Origin of the sequence: Pseudomonas sp. OE 28.3 (assembly GCF_014268205.2) — a bacterium.
Lineage (GTDB): Bacteria > Pseudomonadota > Gammaproteobacteria > Pseudomonadales > Pseudomonadaceae > Aquipseudomonas > Aquipseudomonas edaphica.
In genome coordinates, this window is sequence record NZ_CP077082.1 from 4,192,976 (window position 1) to 4,212,259 (window position 19,284).

General features: G+C 63.0%; 20 protein-coding genes. 4 read left to right on the top strand and 16 right to left on the bottom strand.

Features of this window, described 5'->3' with window-relative positions:
• Positions 1-173: 173 nt before the first annotated feature.
• From HU759_RS18750 to HU759_RS18780, 7 genes are read right to left on the bottom strand one after another with little or no spacing between them, the layout of a single operon-like run.
• Entirely contained in the window at positions 174-1,496 is a 1,323-nt protein-coding gene (locus tag HU759_RS18750; RefSeq protein WP_138453891.1) for a FliI/YscN family ATPase, read from the bottom strand.
• Positions 1,493-2,077: a type III secretion system stator protein SctL gene (gene sctL, locus HU759_RS18755; protein WP_169988227.1), complete on the bottom strand. Its 585-nt coding sequence runs from the start codon at positions 2,075-2,077 to the stop codon at positions 1,493-1,495. Before sctL ends, HU759_RS18750 begins: the two co-directional genes overlap by 4 nt.
• A complete protein-coding gene (locus tag HU759_RS18760) occupies positions 2,074-2,688 on the bottom strand; it encodes a type III secretion protein (RefSeq protein WP_099550516.1) in 615 nt (204 codons plus the stop codon). Before HU759_RS18760 ends, sctL begins: the two co-directional genes overlap by 4 nt.
• On the bottom strand, positions 2,685-3,467 hold the full coding sequence (gene sctJ / locus HU759_RS18765; protein ID WP_017137574.1) for a type III secretion inner membrane ring lipoprotein SctJ: 783 nt from the start codon (positions 3,465-3,467) through the stop codon (positions 2,685-2,687). Before sctJ ends, HU759_RS18760 begins: the two co-directional genes overlap by 4 nt.
• A gap of 4 nt (positions 3,468-3,471) precedes the next feature.
• A complete protein-coding gene (locus tag HU759_RS18770; RefSeq protein ID WP_099550517.1) occupies positions 3,472-3,906 on the bottom strand; it encodes a hypothetical protein in 435 nt (144 codons plus the stop codon).
• A 9-nt stretch (positions 3,907-3,915) separates the two neighbouring features.
• Positions 3,916-4,158 (bottom strand): hypothetical protein, encoded by a 243-nt coding sequence (locus tag HU759_RS18775; protein ID WP_017137572.1) that lies wholly within the window; start codon positions 4,156-4,158, stop codon positions 3,916-3,918.
• Positions 4,159-4,170: 12 nt separating this feature from the next.
• Positions 4,171-4,734: a hypothetical protein gene (locus HU759_RS18780; RefSeq protein WP_017137571.1), complete on the bottom strand. Its 564-nt coding sequence runs from the start codon at positions 4,732-4,734 to the stop codon at positions 4,171-4,173.
• Between the two features lie 48 nt (positions 4,735-4,782).
• On the opposite strand from HU759_RS18780, the gene HU759_RS18785 reads away from it, so the two are divergent.
• A complete protein-coding gene (locus tag HU759_RS18785; RefSeq protein WP_017137570.1) occupies positions 4,783-5,547 on the top strand; it encodes a tetratricopeptide repeat protein in 765 nt (254 codons plus the stop codon).
• A gap of 461 nt (positions 5,548-6,008) precedes the next feature.
• Here HU759_RS18785 and HU759_RS18790 read toward each other — a convergent pair whose 3' ends face one another.
• From HU759_RS18790 to HU759_RS18820, 7 genes are all read right to left on the bottom strand, one after another.
• A complete protein-coding gene (locus HU759_RS18790) occupies positions 6,009-6,389 on the bottom strand; it encodes a hypothetical protein (protein ID WP_017137569.1) in 381 nt (126 codons plus the stop codon).
• Between the two features lie 14 nt (positions 6,390-6,403).
• A complete protein-coding gene (locus tag HU759_RS18795; RefSeq protein ID WP_017137568.1) occupies positions 6,404-7,684 on the bottom strand; it encodes a type II and III secretion system protein family protein in 1,281 nt (426 codons plus the stop codon).
• Positions 7,681-9,819: a type III secretion system export apparatus subunit SctV gene (gene sctV / locus HU759_RS18800; protein WP_017137567.1), complete on the bottom strand. Its 2,139-nt coding sequence runs from the start codon at positions 9,817-9,819 to the stop codon at positions 7,681-7,683. Before sctV ends, HU759_RS18795 begins: the two co-directional genes overlap by 4 nt.
• Complete coding sequence (locus HU759_RS18805) at positions 9,816-10,154, bottom strand: type III secretion protein (protein WP_170040717.1); 339 nt, start codon at positions 10,152-10,154, stop codon at positions 9,816-9,818. The genes sctV and HU759_RS18805 overlap by 4 nt, the downstream gene beginning before the upstream one ends.
• Positions 10,151-10,507: a hypothetical protein gene (locus HU759_RS18810; RefSeq protein WP_099550522.1), complete on the bottom strand. Its 357-nt coding sequence runs from the start codon at positions 10,505-10,507 to the stop codon at positions 10,151-10,153. The genes HU759_RS18805 and HU759_RS18810 overlap by 4 nt, the downstream gene beginning before the upstream one ends.
• 172 nt (positions 10,508-10,679) lie before the next feature.
• Positions 10,680-11,564 carry an FHA domain-containing protein gene (locus HU759_RS18815; RefSeq protein WP_186618289.1) on the bottom strand — a complete coding sequence of 295 codons (885 nt, stop codon included), beginning with the start codon at positions 11,562-11,564 and terminating at the stop codon, positions 10,680-10,682.
• 85 nt (positions 11,565-11,649) lie between these two features.
• Entirely contained in the window at positions 11,650-11,811 is a 162-nt protein-coding gene (locus HU759_RS18820; protein WP_016969018.1) for a hypothetical protein, read from the bottom strand.
• Positions 11,812-12,420: 609 nt separating this feature from the next.
• Here HU759_RS18820 and HU759_RS18825 point away from each other — a divergent pair.
• Together HU759_RS18825 and HU759_RS18830 are read left to right on the top strand one after the other, a co-directional pair.
• Positions 12,421-15,636 (top strand): type III effector HrpK domain-containing protein, encoded by a 3,216-nt coding sequence (locus HU759_RS18825; RefSeq protein ID WP_186618290.1) that lies wholly within the window; start codon positions 12,421-12,423, stop codon positions 15,634-15,636.
• Positions 15,637-15,707: 71 nt separating this feature from the next.
• Positions 15,708-16,118, top strand: coding sequence for a winged helix-turn-helix domain-containing protein (locus tag HU759_RS18830; protein WP_017137562.1), 411 nt, complete (start codon positions 15,708-15,710; stop codon positions 16,116-16,118).
• A 163-nt stretch (positions 16,119-16,281) separates the two neighbouring features.
• On the opposite strand, the gene HU759_RS18835 is transcribed toward HU759_RS18830, so the two are convergent.
• Both HU759_RS18835 and HU759_RS29985 read right to left on the bottom strand, forming a co-directional pair.
• Positions 16,282-17,142 (bottom strand): Dyp-type peroxidase, encoded by an 861-nt coding sequence (locus tag HU759_RS18835; RefSeq protein WP_099550525.1) that lies wholly within the window; start codon positions 17,140-17,142, stop codon positions 16,282-16,284.
• Positions 17,143-17,169: 27 nt separating this feature from the next.
• On the bottom strand, positions 17,170-17,298 hold the full coding sequence (locus HU759_RS29985; protein WP_017137560.1) for a hypothetical protein: 129 nt from the start codon (positions 17,296-17,298) through the stop codon (positions 17,170-17,172).
• A gap of 237 nt (positions 17,299-17,535) precedes the next feature.
• Here HU759_RS29985 and HU759_RS18840 point away from each other — a divergent pair, with 237 nt between their 5' ends.
• A complete protein-coding gene (locus tag HU759_RS18840; protein WP_176991520.1) occupies positions 17,536-19,152 on the top strand; it encodes an NADP-dependent glyceraldehyde-3-phosphate dehydrogenase in 1,617 nt (538 codons plus the stop codon).
• The last annotated feature ends 132 nt before the right edge of the window (positions 19,153-19,284 follow it).

Here is a 19,284-nt window from a genome sequence, read left to right on the forward strand (position 1 = left end):
GGCGTTCTCCTTTCTAATGCCAGCGACTACCGTTTCCGGATCAGCGAAGATCGACTGTGGGAGCTGGCTTGCCTGCGATAGCGGTGTATCAGTCACAACAGGGCTGGCTGACCCACCGCTATCGCAGGCAAGCCAGCTCCCACAGGGTTTTGCGTGTATCTCGATTGCGCGGCTCATGCCAACACCTGGCGCATGTGCATCAGGGTCTGTTCCAGGTTGCTGGGCTCGCCCGCGTTCTGGCGCAGGAATGCTTCGATGGCGGCGTGGCGTGCAATGGCTTCGTCCGCCAGCGGGTCGCTGCCGGCGGAGTACTCGCCCACACGGATCAGCATTTCGATTTCGCCGTAGCGCGCCATCAGCTCACGGATTCGCATGGCCAGGCGCTTGTGCTCCTCCCCGGCGACCTGCTCCATCAAGCGGCTGCGACTGCGCAGCACGTCCACCGCCGGGAAGTAATTGCGCTGGGCCAACTCGGCGCTCAGGGCGATATGCCCGTCGAGGATCGAACGCGCTTCCTCGGCCACCGGGTCGCTGGCGGCATCGCCTTCAGTGAGCACGGTGTACAGCGCGGTAATGCTGCCGGTAGGGCCGGGGCCGGCGCGTTCGAGCAGGCGTGGCAACGCCGAGAAGAACGACGGCGGGTAACCGCGACGGGTCGGTGGCTCGCCCACGGCCAGGCCGATTTCGCGCTGGGCGCGGGCAAAACGCGTGAGGCTGTCCATTAGCAGCAATACATTGCGGCCTTGGTCGCGGTGGTATTCGGCCAGGGTGGTGGCGACGAACGCGGCACGTACACGCTCGGCCGCCGGGCGATCCGAGGTGGCGACCACCGCCACCGTGCGCGCGCGCGCCTGGGCATCGAGTTGCACGTCGAGCAACTCGCGCACTTCCCTGCCCCGCTCGCCGATCAGGCCGATCACAATCACATCGGCTTCGCTGTTGCGGATGATGCTGGCAAGCAGCGACGATTTGCCCACGCCTGGCTCGCCAAAGATGCCCATGCGTTGGCCCTGGGCCAAGGTCAGCAAGCCGTCGATGGAGCGGATGCCCAAGGCCATGGAGCGCACGATCAGCTGCCGCGAAAACGGTGCCGGAGGCTCGGTGTGCAGCGGATAGCTTTTCAGGGCCAGAGTCGGTGGCAGGCCATCACCGTCGAGAAAATCGCCCATAGGGCTGATCACACGCCCCAACTGCGCATCACCGACCGCCACGCCGAGGGTTTCGCCGGTGGCGGTGATCTGCGTGCGGGTCGACAACCCTTCCATCGAGCCGATGGGCGACAGAATCGCCTCGTCACCATCAAAACCAATGACCTCGGCACTCAAGCTGCGGCTGCTGCCGGGATCGCGCAATTGGCACAGCTCACCAATGCTCGCACCGGCCACGCTGGCGCGCAGCAGCACGCCGCGAATGCTCAGCACGGTGCCGTGCATTGGTCGCGGGCGCGCCTGGGCCAGGCGCTCAGTCAGGCGTGGCAGCAACTGCTCCAGGTTCATGCCACACCTTCTTCGGCAAAGGGCAGCAAGCTGCGGCGCAGGGTTTGCAATTGCGCGTCCAGGCCCAGCTCCACCGAGCCGGCCGGGCTGCTGAGGCGTGCCTGGCCGGCGCCAAGCTGTTCATCGGCGTCCACTGCAAGCGCCAAGCCTTCAAGCTTAAGGCGTTGGCGCAATGCGTCGACCTCGGCGGGTGGCACCCACAGGGTCAGTGCCTGGTCCTGGCGAAACGCGCTCAGGGCTTGGCGGGTGCAGCGCACGACGCGCTCGGCGTTATCCAATTCGCCCAGCACTTCACGCACGATGCCCAACGCCAAATCGGCCAGCGAAGTCTCCAGGCTGCTCAGGTAGTGCTGCACCTGGGCTTGGGTCTGCACCAGCAATTGCGCGACCTGCTCGGCACCGGCCTGCCGGGCGCTTTCAAAGCCCTCGGCGCGGGCGGCGTGCAGCCACTGGTCGCTGTCGGCCTTGATCTGTTCGGCCTGGTCTTTGGCCGCTTGCAGGAAGGCAAAACCGTCGGTCCACAACGCGGCTTCTTCGGCCCGCAAAATACGCGCAGCCGGACGGCTCGGTAGTTCATTCATGGGGCAATCTCCTCGGCCAGCAGGCAAGCAGCGGCGGCCTGGACGATTTCCAGGTCACGCGGCACGCGTGCGCTGTAGCCCTGGGGAAAGTCAAAACGCAAGCGCAGCCAGCCTTGCCAGTCAGCGTGCTGGGCCTGCAGCCAGGCGGCGACACAGCCAAGGCCGTCACGGTCGATGGCTTCGATCAACTCGACCGGTTCACGCAGCAGATCCGCCGCGCCCCCCAGTTGGCGCAGAGCCAGGGCGGCCACAAAGACCTCGGCGCCGAGGCCTTCACGCAGCTCATTGACCACCTCGCGGCGGATCTCACGGCTCAAGGTTGCGCCGTGCCAGATAGCCCCGCATAACCTCGGCAGGCGCGCAAATTGCGCAGGCGACAGCAGCAACACCGGCAGGTCGGCCGCCAACGGCGTGACCAATTGCTCGATCGGCGCCAACTGGTAGTGCTTGACCAGCAACTGCTGCAGGCGCGGGCGAAAACGTGGCTGGGCCTGCATGGCCTGCAACACGTCATCTGGCAGCTCAGCGGCAAAACACGCGCCCAGGCTAGGCCCGCGCACAAACTGCAAAGGCTCGGCGATCAACCCCTGCCAGCGTTCGAATAAACTCATTCACCCTCCTTGAGCACATACAGCGCCTGGGACTGGCGCCGCGCCCACTGCTGGCGTGCCAATACACCGAGGGCGCCAAGCGCAATCAGCAACAACGTGCCGAACATGAAACGCGCCTGAGGCACGTTGTCTTCCAGCATCCACAAGCCCATAAAGCGCGCCAGCCGTGGTTGTGCCGGGTTCTGGCTGATGGCGACAGCTGCCTTGATCGCCGTGACCGAAACGCCTTCGTAGCTCAGGCCGGAAATGCCGTTGGCCACCAGCGTCTTGATCTGCGGGATCAGCGTATTGATGTCGGTACCCGGGTCGTAACGCACCAGTACCGAGGCCGACGAGGGTGAAATCACGCGTTTGAGCAGGTCGTTATCGGGCAGCACCACATGCACGCGCGCAGCGACGATGCCGTCGATCTGCGACACCGAATGCGAGAGCTCCTCGCTCAGCGCATAGATCATCTGCGCGCGCTCCTGCACCGGCGACGACACCAGGCCGTTGCCCTTGAACACTTGGCCCATATTGGAAAAGCTCTGTTGCGGCAGGCCGGCGTTGTCGAGCAGCGTCATGGCTTCGGCGAAACGCTCCTCGTCGACCACCACTTTGAGCTGGCCGTTGTCCTGGGTCTTGCGCTCCGCCGGGATACCACCGCGCAGCAGCACCGCGACCATGGCGTTGGCATCGCGCTCGCTGAGGTTGGTATAGAGGTCGGTGTTGCACGCCTGCAACAGACTGGCCAGCAGGCCGATCAGCAACAGGCGCAGGGCGCGGTTTGGGCTTGGCATGGCGTTATTGACCCTTGAGCAGCGTGTTGGCGGAGCCGGAAATCTGCGTTGCACCGCGCACCACCATCTGGGTTTCGATGGAGTAGTCGAACATCTTGCCCAGGGAATGGACGATCTGGTCGACCTGCTGCTCGCCGACTTTTTTTCCCGACTCAGCCTGGGGAGAAGCACTGGCCGTGCGGATTTCGGCCTGCGCGGGTGGCGGCGCCGAGGGGTTGTTGGTGAGCAAATCCGCACGCTCGGAGAACGCTCGCGAACGGTCGATAAAGCTGTTCATGCGCTCCATCAAGCCCGAACCGATCTGGTGCGGGCTGGCGCCCTCGGGCATGCCCTTGGCGGTGTTGGCCATGTGTTCGAACAGGTTCTGCGAGACCCCGGCGGGCCCCGCACCGGCGGACGGCGGCAAGGCCGTGGCGCCGGCGGCGAGACTGATAGTCATAGGGGCCTCCTACTCGTCGTCGTCATCGGACATGGCGTCGTTCAGCAGTTCTTGCATCTTCGGCATGATGATGAACTGGCCGCCGATGGTGACGGCCTGGGTGATCAACGCATCGTTGAATTTGGCGTCGTCGGCGTCCGAGGTGTCCGCCGGTTTGTCGGCGGCCTTGGCGTTATCCACCGCGGCATTGAACTTGGCTTCAGGGCTGGCGCCACCGGGGGCGAGGTTGCTGTCTACGGCCGTTACGGACATGGTGCTGCTCCTTTACTGGGTTGGGGTTTCGGTACTGACTTGCGCGCCGCGAAACACCCGCACACCCCGCTCGCGGGCCACCGGGGCGGCCACGGCGTTGGGTTGCAGGTGATCGACGTGCTGTTGCACCAGCGCCAGGTACGGCGGTGGCCCGGACACGAACACTTCATCGCCTTCGGGGCCATTGCGCATCGACAGCTGCTGGCCGAACACATCAAGGGTGTTGAGGTAAGCCTGCAATTGGTCGAGGTTCAATGCGCTGGCCTTGAACAGTTTTGTGCCGATCTCATCGTTGGCGTTGAGGTACAGAAGGTTGCCGTCGAAGTACCAGGTCAGGCCGTTGGTGTTGCACAGGGTTTGCAGGAACTCACCGGCGCTGGCGGCGCGAATCGTGCTGCGCGCCTTGCCGCGCACCTTGTCCGAGAGCACCACGGGGATGTCGAGGTTGTGGCCGAACTCTTCCAGTGCGCCGCGCACATCCTGGTCGACCAACACGTAGGCATAGGGTTTGGAAAACCATTCGGGCGCTTCGGCCGCGTGGGCCAAACTGGCGCCGAACAGGCATAGGATGGCCATGAAAAATATGCTTACATGGCCTGCGCCTTCGCCCGACGAGTTGTGACGATGACCAAGAATTTCCTGCTTGCCAGTACCCTGCTGTTGGCTGCCTGCTCCAGCAAACCTGCGACCGATTCCGACAAGTCCCTGCAACTGGCCAACGACCTGAACAAGCGCGGCGATTACGCCAGCGCGGCTGCGCTGTACGAGCGCGCCACCCAGCAACCCGGCGCCGGCATCGACCTGTGGCTCAAGCTCGGCCAGGCCAGGCTCGACGCCAAGGACGCGTCGGGCGCCGAGCGCGCCTTCCAGCAAGCCCTGGGTTTGGACGCCCGCAACGCCGACGCCCTGCTCGGCCTTGGCACCGCGCAGTTGCAACTGGGCAAGACCCAACGCGCCGTCACGGCGCTGGGCCAGGCCGCCGAGATCAACCACCTGCCGGTCGCCTACACACGCCTGGGCATCGCGCAGGTCTTGAACGGCCAGGCCGTCGCCGCACAAACCGCCTTCGCCCAAAGCCTCAGCCTGCAACCCGACAACCTCGACAGCCGCTGCAACCTGGCCCTGGCTTATGCGCTGGGTGGGCAATCGCAACAGGCGCTGGACACCATCGCCCCCGTCACCCAATCGCCCCGGGCCTTGCCACGGCATCAGCGTAATGAACTGTTGGTGATGGTGTTGGCGGGGTATGAGCAAAAGGTTGCCGGGCTGGCGCTGGATGATATTCCGGCGGCTGAGCGGGCACAGTTGGTGACCGAAGCCAAGCGCATCAAAGCGATCAGTGATCCGGTGGCGCAAGCCAAGGAGCTGGGGTTGGTGGACCCGCGCTGATACACGACCAACCCGCTTTTGATCTGGCTTGTGATCTGGCTTTTGATCTGCTTTTGATGTTGATCTGAGTCGCCCCGTTAAACCACGCTGGCCGAACGCAGGCTTTGGAGCGAGGGTAACCCGGCAGGACGCCGGGTTAGCCGCGCTGGGCCAAGGATGGCCCATCGCGGCGGCCCACGCTCCAAAGCCGGAGTGAGGGCACACCGAGCCTAAGCGAGGTGCCGAGTGGTGGGGCGAAGACCTTTTGCTTACTTTTGGGTCTTTCCAAAAGTGAGCCGCTGTAAGAGCGGAACCATAAGTGGCCGTTACTACAACAACGGATATGTACGCCGACTCACCGCTATCGCAGCGGTGCGGCGATCCGACAAGCCAGCTCCCACAGTTAGACCGGGTAGCTTCAGTTGGGTAGTGGTCGACCATGAGGCCGCTTTCGCGAGCAAGCCCGCTCCCACATTGGGGCCTCATTGCTGGCCTCCTGCAGCGCCGGCCTTGGCTTCCTGCTGGTCCTTGCGCCGCTGCAACTGCTCGCGGTCGAACCCTTCGATATACACCTGCGCTGCCCGGCCCACCGGCGCGGCCATTGCTGGCCCGGTCGCGCGGCCCTGGGTCAGGTCCTGCTTGCGCTCGACCATCTGCATCAGGTTCAAATTGTTCGCGCAGCCCAACGGCAAGGTCGGTTTGAAGTCTTCATCCAACCCAATCTCATCCTTGGCCGCCGGTTGCTGGCACTGGCTCGGCACGCCATCGGCGCGGTATTCGGGCGAGTAATACGTCGGCGCCAAATGGGTCTTGCAGCCCACCAACACCAAGGGCAACAGCATCAACACACGCAAAACAGTCATGGCAGGCCCCTTAGTCAATTCATGTAGAAACCGAACGCCCCGCCGCTGCGCGGTCCGCTGGCTGCGGCGGTGGTCGGTAAGGCGTCCAGGGGCGTGGCCAGACCGCGACCGCGTACCGGCTCGACCAGGTACGGGGTAATCAGGATCACCAGTTCGGTTTCATTGCGTTGGAAGCGCTTGGAGCGAAACAGGTTGCCGAGGATCGGCAGGTCGCCCAGCAATGGCAGTTTTTCGATGTCCTGGCTGCTCTCGCGCTGGAACAACCCGGCGATGGCGAACGTCTGCCCACTGCCGACTTCCACCCGCGTGTCGGCGCGGCGCACGCTGAAGGACGGCACATGGAAATTGCCGAAGTCCACAGTGCCGCCGCTGACCACGCTGCTGACTTCCGGGCGCACTTGCAGGGCGATGCGCCCGTTAGGCAGCAAGGTCGGGTTGAACAACAACGACACACCGAAGGACTTGTATTCGATGCCCACCAGGTCGCGGTTGACCGGCACCGGGATCGCCACTTCGCCACCAGCGAGGAAGCTCGCGGTCTGGCCGGTCATGGCGGTGATATTCGGCTCGGCCAGGATCTGCAAGATGCCATTGGCTTGCAGCGCATCGAGCATGCCATCGATATTCACATTGCCGGAACCGGTGCCCGCCGTCGCCAAGCCACCGGCCGTCGCTGCCGCCAATGGGCCGCCCGTGATCAGGCCGAAGGAAAACGTGCCGTTATTGAACATCGCGTTCCAGTTCACGCCGTAGTGCAGCAACTCGGAACGCGACACTTCGGCAAAGCGCACCCGTAGGTTCACCTGGGCGGCACCGGCATATTCGGTGGTGTTGATCGCGCTCTGGAAACCTTGGCCCTGAGGGTTGAGCAGCGCGTTGAGGTCGGTGGCCTCGGCCACCGAACCGAGCGTGCCCTTGGCAATCAGGCGGTTGCCGGCGCCGCTTATCTGCGCACCGTTGCCGGGGTGCAGGGTCTGCATCGGCGTGGTCACCGCCTGGCTGTCACTGCTGACCGAAAGCGTCAGGCTGGCCAGTTGTTTGCCGTCGTTGCCCAGGGCTATCAGGCTGGTGTTGCCCGGCGCCTTGCCGAAGATATAGATAGTGCCGGGCGACACCACTTGCAGGTCGGCCACATTGGGTTCGGCCACCAGCACCGAATCCACTGGCGCCACGAAATGCAAAATGCGCCCTTCACCGGACGCCAGGTTGATCGAGCCGCCAGCACCTCGGGCAATGTCCTGGGCCTGACTGGCACACGCAATCAAAGCGAGTAACAACACACAAAAACGCATCATGAGGCAGACGCCAGGGGAGTGACAGAAGCCGCAGCAGGCGCGCGGCGATTGGAAATATCGGTGAGGCTGATGGTCACCAGCGCTTGCAGGTTGTACTCGGTGGCCAATTCGCGGAACGACAGCACCGCCAGTTCCAGCTCGCCGCGCAGCACCAGGCGACGCAAGCTGCGGCGCAGTTCCGGGTGCACCAGCAACACGGCGCTGTTGGCCTCACGGGTGTTCTCGCAAGCCTGACGCAGTTGCGCAAGCAAGGCGCGGCTGACGTCTTCGGGGATCAACTCGCGCTGCGGCTCCTGGCGACGCAAGGACGCACGAAGCTGGTCTTCCAGGCCCGGCGCCAGTACCAGTGCGCCGATTACCCGGTTGCGATCCGCATACTGATGACTGATCTGCCGCGCCAGCGCTGCACGCAAATGCTCAGCCAGGCGCCCGGCGTCAGTTTCACGCGCGCCCCACTCCACCATGGCTTCGAGCAAGGCGCGCTGGTTGCGGATCGACACGCCTTCGCCGACCAGCAAGCGCAGGGTTTCGGCCACGCGTTGCAGCGGCACCAGGCGCAGGGCCTCTTTGACCAGCTCGCCGTAAGTGGCTTCGGTGCGCTCGAGCAACAGACGGGTTTCCTGGATGCCGAGGAAGTCCGCGGCATAGCGGCGCAGGCTGCGTTCCAGCACACCGCGCAGCACTTCGTCAGGCAGCAAAAAGCCGATGCCGGCATTGCGCAAGGTGTCTTCGTGCTGACGCTCGATCCAGTGCGCAGGGCGGCCATTGAGCGGCGAATCGGCTTGTACGGTAGCGATATCGAGCAACTGCACATGCACCGGGTCGTCCTGCAACAGCAGGCAGTTGATCGGCAATTCGCCCTCGCTCACCGGCACGCCTTCCAAAGACACGCGAAAACTGCCCGGCGTGGCCTTGGCTTCCATGTAGATGCCTGGCACTGGTACGTCCACGCCAAGCTCGGTGCGAATGTCGTGACACAGCGCTTCGACACGCTGGCGCAGCATCTGGCGCGGCGCGCTTTGGGACAGGCCGCTGCCGAGGGTCAGCAGTACACGGGTGTCGGGCAGCAGGTTGTCATCCTGTTCGACCGGCACCTCGACCACCGGCTCAGGTGCTTGCACCAACGCTTCAAGTTCACCCTGGGGCTGACGGGCCTGCCGGCGATACATCAAAAATGCCGCACTGCCAAAGGCTAAGGACAAACCGATAAATACCCAGGTCGGAAAACCCGGCAGCAGGCTTACGCCGATCATGATCAGCGCCGTCAGGCCCAGCGCACGGTAGCTGGCGCCCAGTTGCTTGATGATCTCGCTGCCCAGGTCGCCGGCCTCGCCGTCGCTGTTGACGCGCGTCACGACAGTGCCCGCCGCGACTGAAATCAACAGCGCCGGGATCTGGGCGATCAGGCCGTCACCCACGGTCAGCAGCGAATAGGTGTGCACCGCCACGCCGAACGGCATGTCGCGTTCGAGCATGCCGATCAGCATGCCGCCCAGCAGGTTGACCGCGAGGATCACCAGCCCTGCGATGGCGTCGCCTTTGACGAACTTCATCGCGCCGTCCATTGCGCCGAACATCTGGCTTTCCCGCTCCAGGCGCGAGCGCCGACGGCGGGCTTCGGCCTGGTCGATATCGCCATTGCGCAGGTCGTTGTCGATGCTCATCTGCTTGCCGGGCATGGCGTCCAGGGTAAAGCGCGCCGCCACTTCCGCGACGCGCTCGGCACCTTTGGTGATAACCACGAACTGCGCCACGGTGATGATCAGGAACACCACCATGCCGACCACCACTTGCCCGGCAATCACGAAGTCACCGAACGCCTTGACGATATGCCCGGCGTCACCGTGCAGCAGAATCAGGCGCGTGGTGGTGATCGACAGCGACAGGCGAAACAAGGTGCTGAGCAGAATCAGCGGCGGCAGCGCAGAGAACTCCACGGAGTGGCCGATGTAGAACGCTACGATCAGGATCAGGATGCTCAGGGCAATATTGAGGCCGATCAGCATGTCCACCAGGTAGGTGGGCAGCGGGATGATCATCATCACAATCGCCATCAGCATAAACGCGACGATGATCACGTCAGTGCGCTGCGCAGCCATGCGCGCCACATTGTTCAGACGATTGAGTACGCTCATGGGTTGGCCCTGCGTGCGGCTAAGTAGCGTTTGAAGCACTGGCGCGCTTCGTCCTTGCGCTCGCCGTACCACAGCGCACGCGCGCGCAGCAGCAACAGGCTGGCGGACTCACCTTCCAGCGCCACCAGGCGGTCGAGGGCGCCGAGTGCCCGCGTGGCATCGCCACTGTCGGTGAACGCCAGCACCAGCGCGCGCAACAGCACGCAGTCGTGGGGCGCGACACTGACGGCAATCAGCAACATCACCAGCGCGCGCTGGGACTGACCATTGCGCCGGTACAGCTCGCCAATACCCTTGAGCAGTTGCACGGCGTCCTCGTTATCGCGGGCCATCAGGCATGCACCTGTGAGCGCTGCTGTTCGAGGTTGCGGCGCATCTCGATCTCTTCGCTGATCAGGTCATGGGCCAGGGCCTTGATCTCGGGCTCAGCGTCCAGGCTCGGCAGGATGTGTTCCATCACATGCTCCAACAGCTCCAGGGAACGCGCGCTGCCGAACAGCAGGGAGTCCACCCCGGCGGCGCTGGTGAGGGCTTCGAGGTCGCTGCGCAGCGAGCGGCGGGTTTGGGTCTTGCGGGTCTTGAGCACCGCTTCGAAGGCGGTGGCCTGGCGTGAATTGACCGGGCGAATCGCTTCGATAGGCGCGCTGCGCACATCACTGGGAATTAGCGGGCGGGGTTCGACTTTCATGCCGGGGCCTGTTGATCGTTCCCACGCTCTGCGTGGGCATGCATCCTGTGACGCTCTGCGTCACCTTGCGCAGGGGTCACGCATTGCGCTGATTTCAGGACGCGGAGCGTCCGGGGCGGCATTACCACGCAGAGCGTGGGAACGATCATGTGTATACGTCCCATAGACCGACTCATAAGGTGAAGGTAAAGCGCTCATCGCCACGGGCGAGGATCACTTGGTTGTTCTCGATGCGTTCCAGCACCCAGTTGTCCGCCAGCGCAGCGCCGGGGTACAGGCGCTTGCCGCTGTCATTGATCACGTAGGGGTGGGCGCCGAACCACACGGCCTGGAAGCGCACGCGTGGGCTCGCGGCATCGGCACGCGCGGCAACGCGGGGGTTGAGCACGATCTGCTGGCCGTAGCGCTGGTCGAAGGCTTGTTGCAGGGCCAGCCATTGAGGCTTTTGTGACTGTTCGAAACTGCCCTCGGCGCTGAGCTGGCCGTTGCTGTTGGTGACGCTCACCGCATCCAGGCGGGCGGCTTGCAACTGTTGCTCCAGCCAGGCTTTGGCCTGTTCGCGAGACGGCTGTTTAATCGCCGGCACATCGACCACTGCCGCCACCTGCGCCAACGGCGGGTCACTGCGAAAGGCCAGTGCCCCTGCACAGATAAACAGCAGGCCGAGCGCGACAATCCAAGGCGTTAATCTGCGCGGAGCGCGGGAGGGTTGCTCTGCCTCTTCAGGCAGCGCCAGGCTCACACCGGCGGTGCCGATGCGCAGTTGCAAAGGCAGTCGCGCGCGATGACCATTGCCCCGGGGAATTCGCACAGTGCCGGCGACCAGCACCTCACCGCCCAAGGCTTCGACCGCCACATGGCCGCCCTCAAAACGCAGGCGCAGGTGCAGGCCGGCGATACCGGGGTCGCTGAGCACAAGGTCGGCCGCGAGGTCCGCGCCGATGGTGTAGACAGGCTGATCAAGCACCAGGGAACTGCCCTGGTGCAAACCGGCGGTCACAGTGAGGGTCGGTGCGCCAGTCGCAGCCACCGGCCCCAAAGAAATCAAGGCTGTCATGTGTGGGTTTGCCCCCTTGAAAATGTGCAACGGGGTCAAGAATCAGCAGGTAAACGGGCAGCGCCAGCGCCGCCCGTTTGGCAAATCAGTTCTGCGGACGCTGTTTGGTGGCGTCGAGCTCAGCTTTTTTCGCGGTGCTGATTTCGGTGATCTTGGCCGACTTCTCGATAGCCATGTTGAAGGTCGCTTCCATCTTCGCGATAGCGTCGTCGGCGCCGCCGGCTTTTACTGGTGGGACATCAGCCATGTTCATCTCCTTGCATCGATAGGGAAGTTATTCAGTTGCGCAACAGCAAGCTGAAAGTATGCAAACCCGGTAAATGCCCAATACGTCAGACAGTGAGCGTTTGAACCGTCGTTGGTTTGCATGGGGGCCATACTACTCACGATCAAAACGCCTTCGCTGTGAAAGCTTGTGAAACGTTTCGGCTACAGGGTGTGAATTGTTTGGCTCAACCCGGCGTTGAAAAAAACTCATGCCGGTTCGCCCGCGGAACTTTTAGCGAAACATTCAAACAAGGCCAAAGCCCCTTATTACGCGGCGTTGCACGCACACCCCGACATTCTCTTGAACAATAGGCGGCAGGTTTACAGCGTAAAAACGCGCAGTCCGTCACGACGTCGACGTCTTTTTTGTATCGACTTCACATTTTTCGCTAATAGCCTTCTGCCCAACTTCGCAGATATTTCCATTTGTAACAAAAGCGACTTACTCATCGCGTTTCATAGCTCGGCGCGAGCGACCTTAATGCTCGCGGGCAACTAATTTCCTGCGCCTGATTAGTACAGATGCACTAATAGCTAAATAGTCAGTGTGCAGGCCCTGATATATGAAACAACTTCCAGGTGAGCATGTATGCCAGCGATCCCAAGTAGTCGTGACCCTGCGCAAACACCGGGCACAGACGGCTCGCAGAAAAAATTCGAAACCGCGTTGTACACCGCCGTCAACCAGCCGACCTTCGACCCGTCGAAGATCCGTGGCCCGTCGATCCCACTGCCCTATCAAAACGTTCAGGCGCCGGTGAACAACAGCATCACCTACACACCGTTGGGCAGCGACAAGCCAGTCACTCTCAAGCAGAGCGACAACCCGCGTCTCTACGAAACACTGGTCAACCAGTACAACACCCAACAGAACGATGCGAGCTTCGAAAAAAACCTCAGTGACAGTAAAGCGGCCGGCTACACCCAGGCCGATGCGAGCACCGTGGCACCGGGGCTGGGCAACTACACGGCCATCGGCAGCCCGACTGAACTCGGCCCCGGGCTGATCCGCTATGAGACAGCCTCGGGTGACAAGGTGGTGGTCAGCCAGAAAGACACGCCGCAGCTGTTCGATCAGGTCAGCGGCGACTTCACCAAGCTGTCGGCGATCAATGCCAGCGGCGCCGAAGGCTATCGCCTGGCCGGTGCCGACGAGAGCATCGACCCAGCCACCCATATCGGCCCGCCCGAGGAAGTCGGGCCAGGGTTGATCCGCTACCAGACCGCGTCCGGCGACAAAGTGATCGTGTCCCAGGACATCACCCCTGGCCTGTACGACCAAGTCGCCAAGCTTTACGCCGGCACTACTGGAGCGGCAGGCGCCTGCGATACTTCGTGGGTCGACAACTCGTCGTTCGGCGTGTCCGGCGCCAAGGACTGGAACAGCATCACTGGCAACACCAGCACGACACCGACCAAAGAAGAACTCGACCTGAACCGCCCGCGCGCCGCCGCACAATTGCTCTCGCAGAACTGGGACGCCTGGGGCCTGCACGGCGCGCCGATCGACTTTGCCAACCCGCCGACCACCTTGCCGCCCCAGGCTCAGGCCGTGCTCAAGTACGTGGCCAGCAGCCCGAACCTGATGGCTGCGCTGGACAGCGGTGGTCGCGGCAAAGCTGACAATGTGATTACCCATTCCGACGTTGACCATTTCATCAGCAACACCAACAGCGATATCGGCGCGGCGGCGAAGTCCTATGGCAGCTTTATGGGCAGCCACCCAGGCGACTTGGCCAAGGCCAACGCCAAGTCCGCCGCCATCGTGATGGCCAACGAAAGCCTGGTCGCCAGTTCCGGCACTGCCATGCGTCCAGGTGATAACCAGCGCAGCAACGACGGCATGATCCGCCCCGATAACCTGCAAGCCCTGGGCAGTGATTCGGCCTTGAGCAACGAGCTGACCGGCGCTGCAGCAATGTGGTCGCGCCCCGGTCTGTTCCACGCCCTGGAAACCGGCGGTGACAACCCCGCCACCGGCAAATCCGACAACATCGGCACCCGCGACAACATCGGCGCGTGGCTGGAGAAACAGGCGCCGAAAACCGACAGTGACACCCTGACCTTCCTCGACGGCGCCGCCACCCGCGATGCCGTCGCCGGTGTGGACACCTCCAAGCTCACCGCCGATATCCTGGCCAACCCGCAGAACTACACCGGCGAACAAAAAGCCGCCGTGATGGTGCAACTGACCGATGCACAAACGCGCCTGCTGGTCAGCGACTACGTCGGCAACGCAGGCTTGATGGACAAGTACACCTCGCCCAACTGGGGCCTGAACCCCAACGAAGACAAGATCAAGGCGCAGCTGCAAAGCGGCATCGAGACGTTGTCGGCGGACCCGGACGTGCAAGGCTTTTTGCAGAACAATCGCGGCCCCGCACTCAGCGATATCGTGAGCGCCGACCCGAGCATGAAGGTCGCGATGCAGAACTACGTTGAAGGTGGCATCGAGTCGGGCAAAAACCTCAACGACAACCTCAATGCCAAGGACCAGAACGGCAAACAGATCGACATGGGCATGGGCCTGCAAAACGCCGCCAACGACGCGACGATCGCCAACCTCGCACTGGGGGGCAACGGCCATGTGGACCTGACCAAGGTGGCGGCCAACGCCGGGCAAAGTGACGCGATCCTCAGCTACTACAAGAACCAGCTGGTGACCGGCAAAGCCTTCACCGATGCGGTAGCCGGTGGCCTGGACCCGACCGTAGCGGCCAGCAGTTTCGCCGCCAGCACCGCGTCGGCCCAGGCCTTTCTGGGTGACAAGGCCACGGCGGATGACGCGGCGACCTTGCAGGTCAACTTCAACGAAAACCTCGGCGATGCGTTGCTCGGCGGTGCGACCACCGACACGTTGAACGTCACGCTCGGCGATGCCAACGGCAACTTCGACGACGCCAAAGTCACCGCTGCGATCAACGACGCGCAGCAAAAAGACCCCGCGATGTTCACCACCTCCGACGGCGGCAAGATCGACCCGGCACAGGTGGTGTCGATGCTGCGGTCGGTATGGGACATCGGCCGTCAGGGCAACAAGATTGCCGATGCCTTGCCCAAGGCTATCGAAGGTATGAAATTCGGGGATGTCAGCCCGGCGTTCAAGCAAGGCCTGCTGCACATTGGCAGCGCGGTGTTGATGAGCGGCGTGCTGATGGCGCGTTCGGCCAGCGGCAGCACCACCCCGGTGGCGGATGCCAACCGCGTATCGGCGGGCCTGCAATTTGCCGGGTTGCTGCTCGAAGGCGGGACCAAATACGCCAAGGAAGCCGGCTATGGCGTCACCTGGGTCAACCGCCCGGACGGCGGTACCATTGGCGATTTCCCCGGCAAAGTGCCGGTGGGCAAAGGCCCGCTGTCGGCGCAACAGATCGCCAATATCGGCGCGGCGGGCAAGATCATTGGTTCGGCCGGCGGCATTATCGGCGGCGTGATCGGGATTATCGGCGGCGTCGACTCCTTGAAAAAAGGCGACTACCTCACCGGCAGTTTCTCGGTGGCCACCGGTGTGCTCGGCACAGGTGCGGCCGTCGCCGGCCTGGTGGAAGCCGGTGCCGGTTTGTATGGCGCCACCGAAATCGGTGCAGTGGCCGGCACCATCAGCGGCATCCTTGGCGGCGCCACGGCGATTCTCGGGGGTATCGGCAGCGCGTTCCTGCCGTTCGCCCTGGCCGATGCCCATGGCAAGGCGCAAGACGCCTTCTACGGGCAACTGACACCTGTGCTGCAGCAATACGGCCTCACCGGTGGCCCGACGATGGATGGCGATTATCCGGCTGACCCGATCCCGGCGATCAACACCTGACTCTCCCTGGCAACCCGGCGTAAAAAGGAGCCGCGTCGGGCTGCAATGTCCACGCACAAAGGTTAACTGACATGACGTACTCGACTCGCAGCCACCTCACCGATGACGCCTCTTTCGGCATTCACTTCGGCCCGTTCCAACTGCTGCCCCACCGTTATCTGCTGCTCAAGCATGGGCAACCCGTGAACCTGGGCAACCGCGCCCTGACCTTGCTGATCGCCCTCGCCTCCCGGCCTGGTGAATTGCTGCATAAACACCAATTGCTCGACATCGCCTGGCCCAGGCTGGTGGTGGAGGAATGCAACCTGCGCACACAGATCAAGACCCTGCGCCGCGCGCTGGGCGACAATGACTCGTTCTACATCGCCACCGCAGCGGGCCTGGGTTATCGGTTCGTCGCGCCCACCTGGTTGGAACCCGAGCCGGTGCAGGTGATGAAACCGTCGGTGGATGGTGACGATAAGCGCCAGTGGGTGGCGTGATCTACGCCCCCACACAATCAAACTGTGGGAGCTGGCTTGTGTGCCGAGGGAGCTTGCTCCCGCTGGGGTGCGAAGCGCCCCCAGGATAGCTGCGACTGCTGCGCAGCCGAACGGGAGCAAGCGCCCTCGCCACAGCCCCCCACACTGTTTCAGATCTGGGGGATCAGACGAGTGCGCTCACGTCCAAATGCCCATCCTTCACCGGTGGGCACCAGTAATAGCCACCGGTCAGCGGCGTACTGATCCGATACAACCCATCCACAATCCCGTCTTCCAACCCGCTCATGCGCCGCAGTTGCGCTTCGAACGCATCGAAGGAATGCCCAAACGCCAGGAACATCAACCCCGCCTGGCCGTTCTCGGCCCACGGCATCGAGCGGCGCACCACAAAGGCTTGCGGGGTAAAACTTTCCTGGGCGGTACGCTTGGTGTGAGCGGATTCGGGGGCGTCGTCCAGCTCTTCGTTATCGCCATGGCGGCGGCCGATGATGTGGTCACGCTCCTGGGCGGGCAACGCGGCAAAACCGTCGAGGTCGTGTTGCCATTGCTGGATCGCGGCAAAGCTGGCGCCGCTGTCGGTCAGGGCGGCTTCGACGGCGGCGGCGTCGTGGGGGTTTTCGGTGCCGTCTTCGTAATCGGTCAAATCGAAGCCGGTTTTGTAGCGGAAGCCTTCGGTCATCTGCACCAGCCGGAATGCCGGAGCCAGGGCCTTTTCAAATGCGCGGCTGCGCAGCAGCAGTTCACCGCGATCCACACCGTGCAGCCACACCCACAACGCCTGCTGGGTGGACGGGTTATGGGCGCCTGGGCCAGTAACGGCGGGGAATGCGCGCAGCCCTTCAATGTGCGCGCCGAGCGAAGTTACCAGCGGCTCGCCAACACCGACCACTGCGCCCGCGTCCGCCAACTGCACCAGCGCGTCTAACGCGGCGGGTACGGCTGCCAGTGCATCAACGGCAAAAAACAGATGGCGTGCCTGCAACGGCACCGGTGCGGCAAGAATGCCCGGCTGGTAGTGACTCATGTGAACTCCTTCTGAAAGCCGCGCAGTTTAACCGGCCAGCGCGGGCTTTTGCTCAAGGTTTTCCAGATCACGCGGTTCCAGGCCCAATTGCGCCTTGAACTGCGCCCAGCCTTTGGGCGTGACCCGCACCGCACGCGAATCCCTGGCGCTGATCAATCAGGCGTGCGCCACGGCCTGCTGTATGGCCTGATGTTTGTACTCAGCCTGTATTTCTGGGCCTCTCGCCGCTGCGCACCGGCGTGGCGTTCCTGCCACTAACGGTGTTGGTGAGCATCGGCAGCCTGACGGCCGACGAGTGCGTGCGCGCCTTCGTAACGCGTCTGGCGCTTGCCACACAGCCCTTGGATGGGTGACTCTCTAGTCATGTTTTGCAACTATTCCAGGGGTAGCGACATGACCACCAGTAACCTGCTCGCCCAGCTGTTTCCCACCGCCGCCAGCGAAATTCCCGAGCAATTCCGCCTGGCCGCGCCCATCGAACAGCGTGATTACCTGGTCGACGGCCAGTTGCAGGTGTGGAACGGCCCGCTGGCCAAGGTGCAAAGCCCGGTGCAACTGGGCGATGAGCGCGTACACATCGGCAGCACGCCGCTGCTGGATGCCGACACCGCCCTCACCGCCCTGGACGCCGCCGTGCGCGCCTATGACCGCGGCCAGGGTGAATGGCCGACGATGCGCGTGGCCGAACGTATCCAGCATGTCGAAGCCTTTTTACGACGCATGCGCGAACAGCGCGACGCGGTGGTCAAGCTGCTGATGTGGGAAATCGGCAAGAACCTCAAGGACTCACAGAAAGAATTCGACCGTACCTGCGACTACATCACCGACACCATCAACGCCCTCAAGGAACTCGATCGCCGCAGCAGCCGCTTTGAGCTGGAACAGGACACCCTCGGCCAGATCCGCCGCGTGCCACTGGGCGTGGCGCTGTGCATGGGCCCTTACAACTACCCGCTCAACGAGACCTTCACCACGCTGATCCCCGCGTTGATCATGGGCAACACTGTGGTGTTCAAGCCGGCCAAGCTCGGCGTGCTGTTGATTCGCCCGCTGCTGGAGGCGTTCCGCGACAGCTTCCCGGCCGGCGTGATCAACGTGATCTACGGCAGCGGCCGCGAAACCGTCAGCGCGCTGATGGCCAGCGGCAAAATCGATATCTTTGCGTTTATCGGCACCAACAAGGCCGCCAGCGACCTGAAAAAACTGCATCCAAAGCCACACCGCCTGCGCGCAGCCTTGGGCCTGGACGCAAAAAACCCCGGCATCGTGCTGCCCGAGGTCGACCTGGACAATGCCGTGAGCGAAGCGGTCACTGGCTCCCTGTCGTTCAACGGCCAACGCTGCACTGCGCTGAAGATCCTGTTTGTGCACGAAGCGGTAGTCGACAGCTTCATCCAGAAATTCAACAGCAAACTGGCGACGCTCAAACCCGGTATGCCCTGGGAAGACGGCGTATCGCTGACGCCGTTGCCGGAAGTCGGCAAGGTCGATTACCTCAACGCGTTGGTGGCCGACGCCGCGCAGCACGGCGCCAAGGTGGTGAACCCCAATGGCGGCGAAAGTCGCGGTTCGTTCTTCTACCCCGCCGTTTTGTACCCGGTGAACCCGCAAATGCGCGTTTACAACGAGGAACAGTTCGGCCCGGTTGTACCGATCGTGCCGTACCGTGACCTGGATACCGTGATCGAATACGTACTGGACTCGGACTTCGGCCAACAGTTGAGCATCTTCGGCACCAACGCCGTGGAAGTCGGGCGGCTGGTGGACACCTTTGCCAACCAGGTCGGGCGTATCAACATCAACGCCCAGTGCCAGCGCGGGCCGGACACCTTCCCGTTCAACGGGCGCAAGAACTCGGCCGAGGGCACGCTGTCGGTGCATGACGCGCTGCGCGTGTTCTCGATCCGCACGTTGGTGGCGACCAAGTTCCAGGAGAGCAACAAGGCGTTGGTCAGCGATATCTTGCGTAATCGAGATTCGAGTTTCTTGACCACGGATTACATTTTCTGAAGACAGCGCCGCTCCCTGTATAAACAGGTCAGAGTGGGAGCTGGCTTGCCTGCGATAGCATCACTGCGGTCTGACTGAAAGACCGAAGTGCCTGCATCGCGGGCAAGCCCGGCTCCCACACGCGATCCGGTC

What these genes read in the sequence shown, in the direction of transcription:
- HU759_RS18750 (WP_138453891.1), bottom strand. Translation starts at nt 1,496, where the DNA reads ATGAACCTGGAGCAGTTGCTGCCACGCCTGACTGAGCGCCTGGCCCAG.
- sctL (WP_169988227.1), bottom strand. Translation starts at nt 2,077, where the DNA reads ATGAATGAACTACCGAGCCGTCCGGCTGCGCGTATTTTGCGGGCCGAA.
- HU759_RS18760 (WP_099550516.1), bottom strand. Translation starts at nt 2,688, where the DNA reads ATGAGTTTATTCGAACGCTGGCAGGGGTTGATCGCCGAGCCTTTGCAG.
- sctJ (WP_017137574.1), bottom strand. Translation starts at nt 3,467, where the DNA reads ATGCCAAGCCCAAACCGCGCCCTGCGCCTGTTGCTGATCGGCCTGCTG.
- HU759_RS18770 (WP_099550517.1), bottom strand. Translation starts at nt 3,906, where the DNA reads ATGACTATCAGTCTCGCCGCCGGCGCCACGGCCTTGCCGCCGTCCGCC.
- HU759_RS18775 (WP_017137572.1), bottom strand. Translation starts at nt 4,158, where the DNA reads ATGTCCGTAACGGCCGTAGACAGCAACCTCGCCCCCGGTGGCGCCAGC.
- HU759_RS18780 (WP_017137571.1), bottom strand. Translation starts at nt 4,734, where the DNA reads ATGGCCATCCTATGCCTGTTCGGCGCCAGTTTGGCCCACGCGGCCGAA.
- HU759_RS18785 (WP_017137570.1), top strand. Translation starts at nt 4,783, where the DNA reads ATGACCAAGAATTTCCTGCTTGCCAGTACCCTGCTGTTGGCTGCCTGC.
- HU759_RS18790 (WP_017137569.1), bottom strand. Translation starts at nt 6,389, where the DNA reads ATGACTGTTTTGCGTGTGTTGATGCTGTTGCCCTTGGTGTTGGTGGGC.
- HU759_RS18795 (WP_017137568.1), bottom strand. Translation starts at nt 7,684, where the DNA reads ATGATGCGTTTTTGTGTGTTGTTACTCGCTTTGATTGCGTGTGCCAGT.
- sctV (WP_017137567.1), bottom strand. Translation starts at nt 9,819, where the DNA reads ATGAGCGTACTCAATCGTCTGAACAATGTGGCGCGCATGGCTGCGCAG.
- HU759_RS18810 (WP_099550522.1), bottom strand. Translation starts at nt 10,507, where the DNA reads ATGAAAGTCGAACCCCGCCCGCTAATTCCCAGTGATGTGCGCAGCGCG.
- HU759_RS18815 (WP_186618289.1), bottom strand. Translation starts at nt 11,564, where the DNA reads ATGACAGCCTTGATTTCTTTGGGGCCGGTGGCTGCGACTGGCGCACCG.
- HU759_RS18820 (WP_016969018.1), bottom strand. Translation starts at nt 11,811, where the DNA reads ATGGCTGATGTCCCACCAGTAAAAGCCGGCGGCGCCGACGACGCTATC.
- HU759_RS18825 (WP_186618290.1), top strand. Translation starts at nt 12,421, where the DNA reads ATGCCAGCGATCCCAAGTAGTCGTGACCCTGCGCAAACACCGGGCACA.
- HU759_RS18830 (WP_017137562.1), top strand. Translation starts at nt 15,708, where the DNA reads ATGACGTACTCGACTCGCAGCCACCTCACCGATGACGCCTCTTTCGGC.
- HU759_RS18835 (WP_099550525.1), bottom strand. Translation starts at nt 17,142, where the DNA reads ATGAGTCACTACCAGCCGGGCATTCTTGCCGCACCGGTGCCGTTGCAG.
- HU759_RS18840 (WP_176991520.1), top strand. Translation starts at nt 17,536, where the DNA reads ATGACCACCAGTAACCTGCTCGCCCAGCTGTTTCCCACCGCCGCCAGC.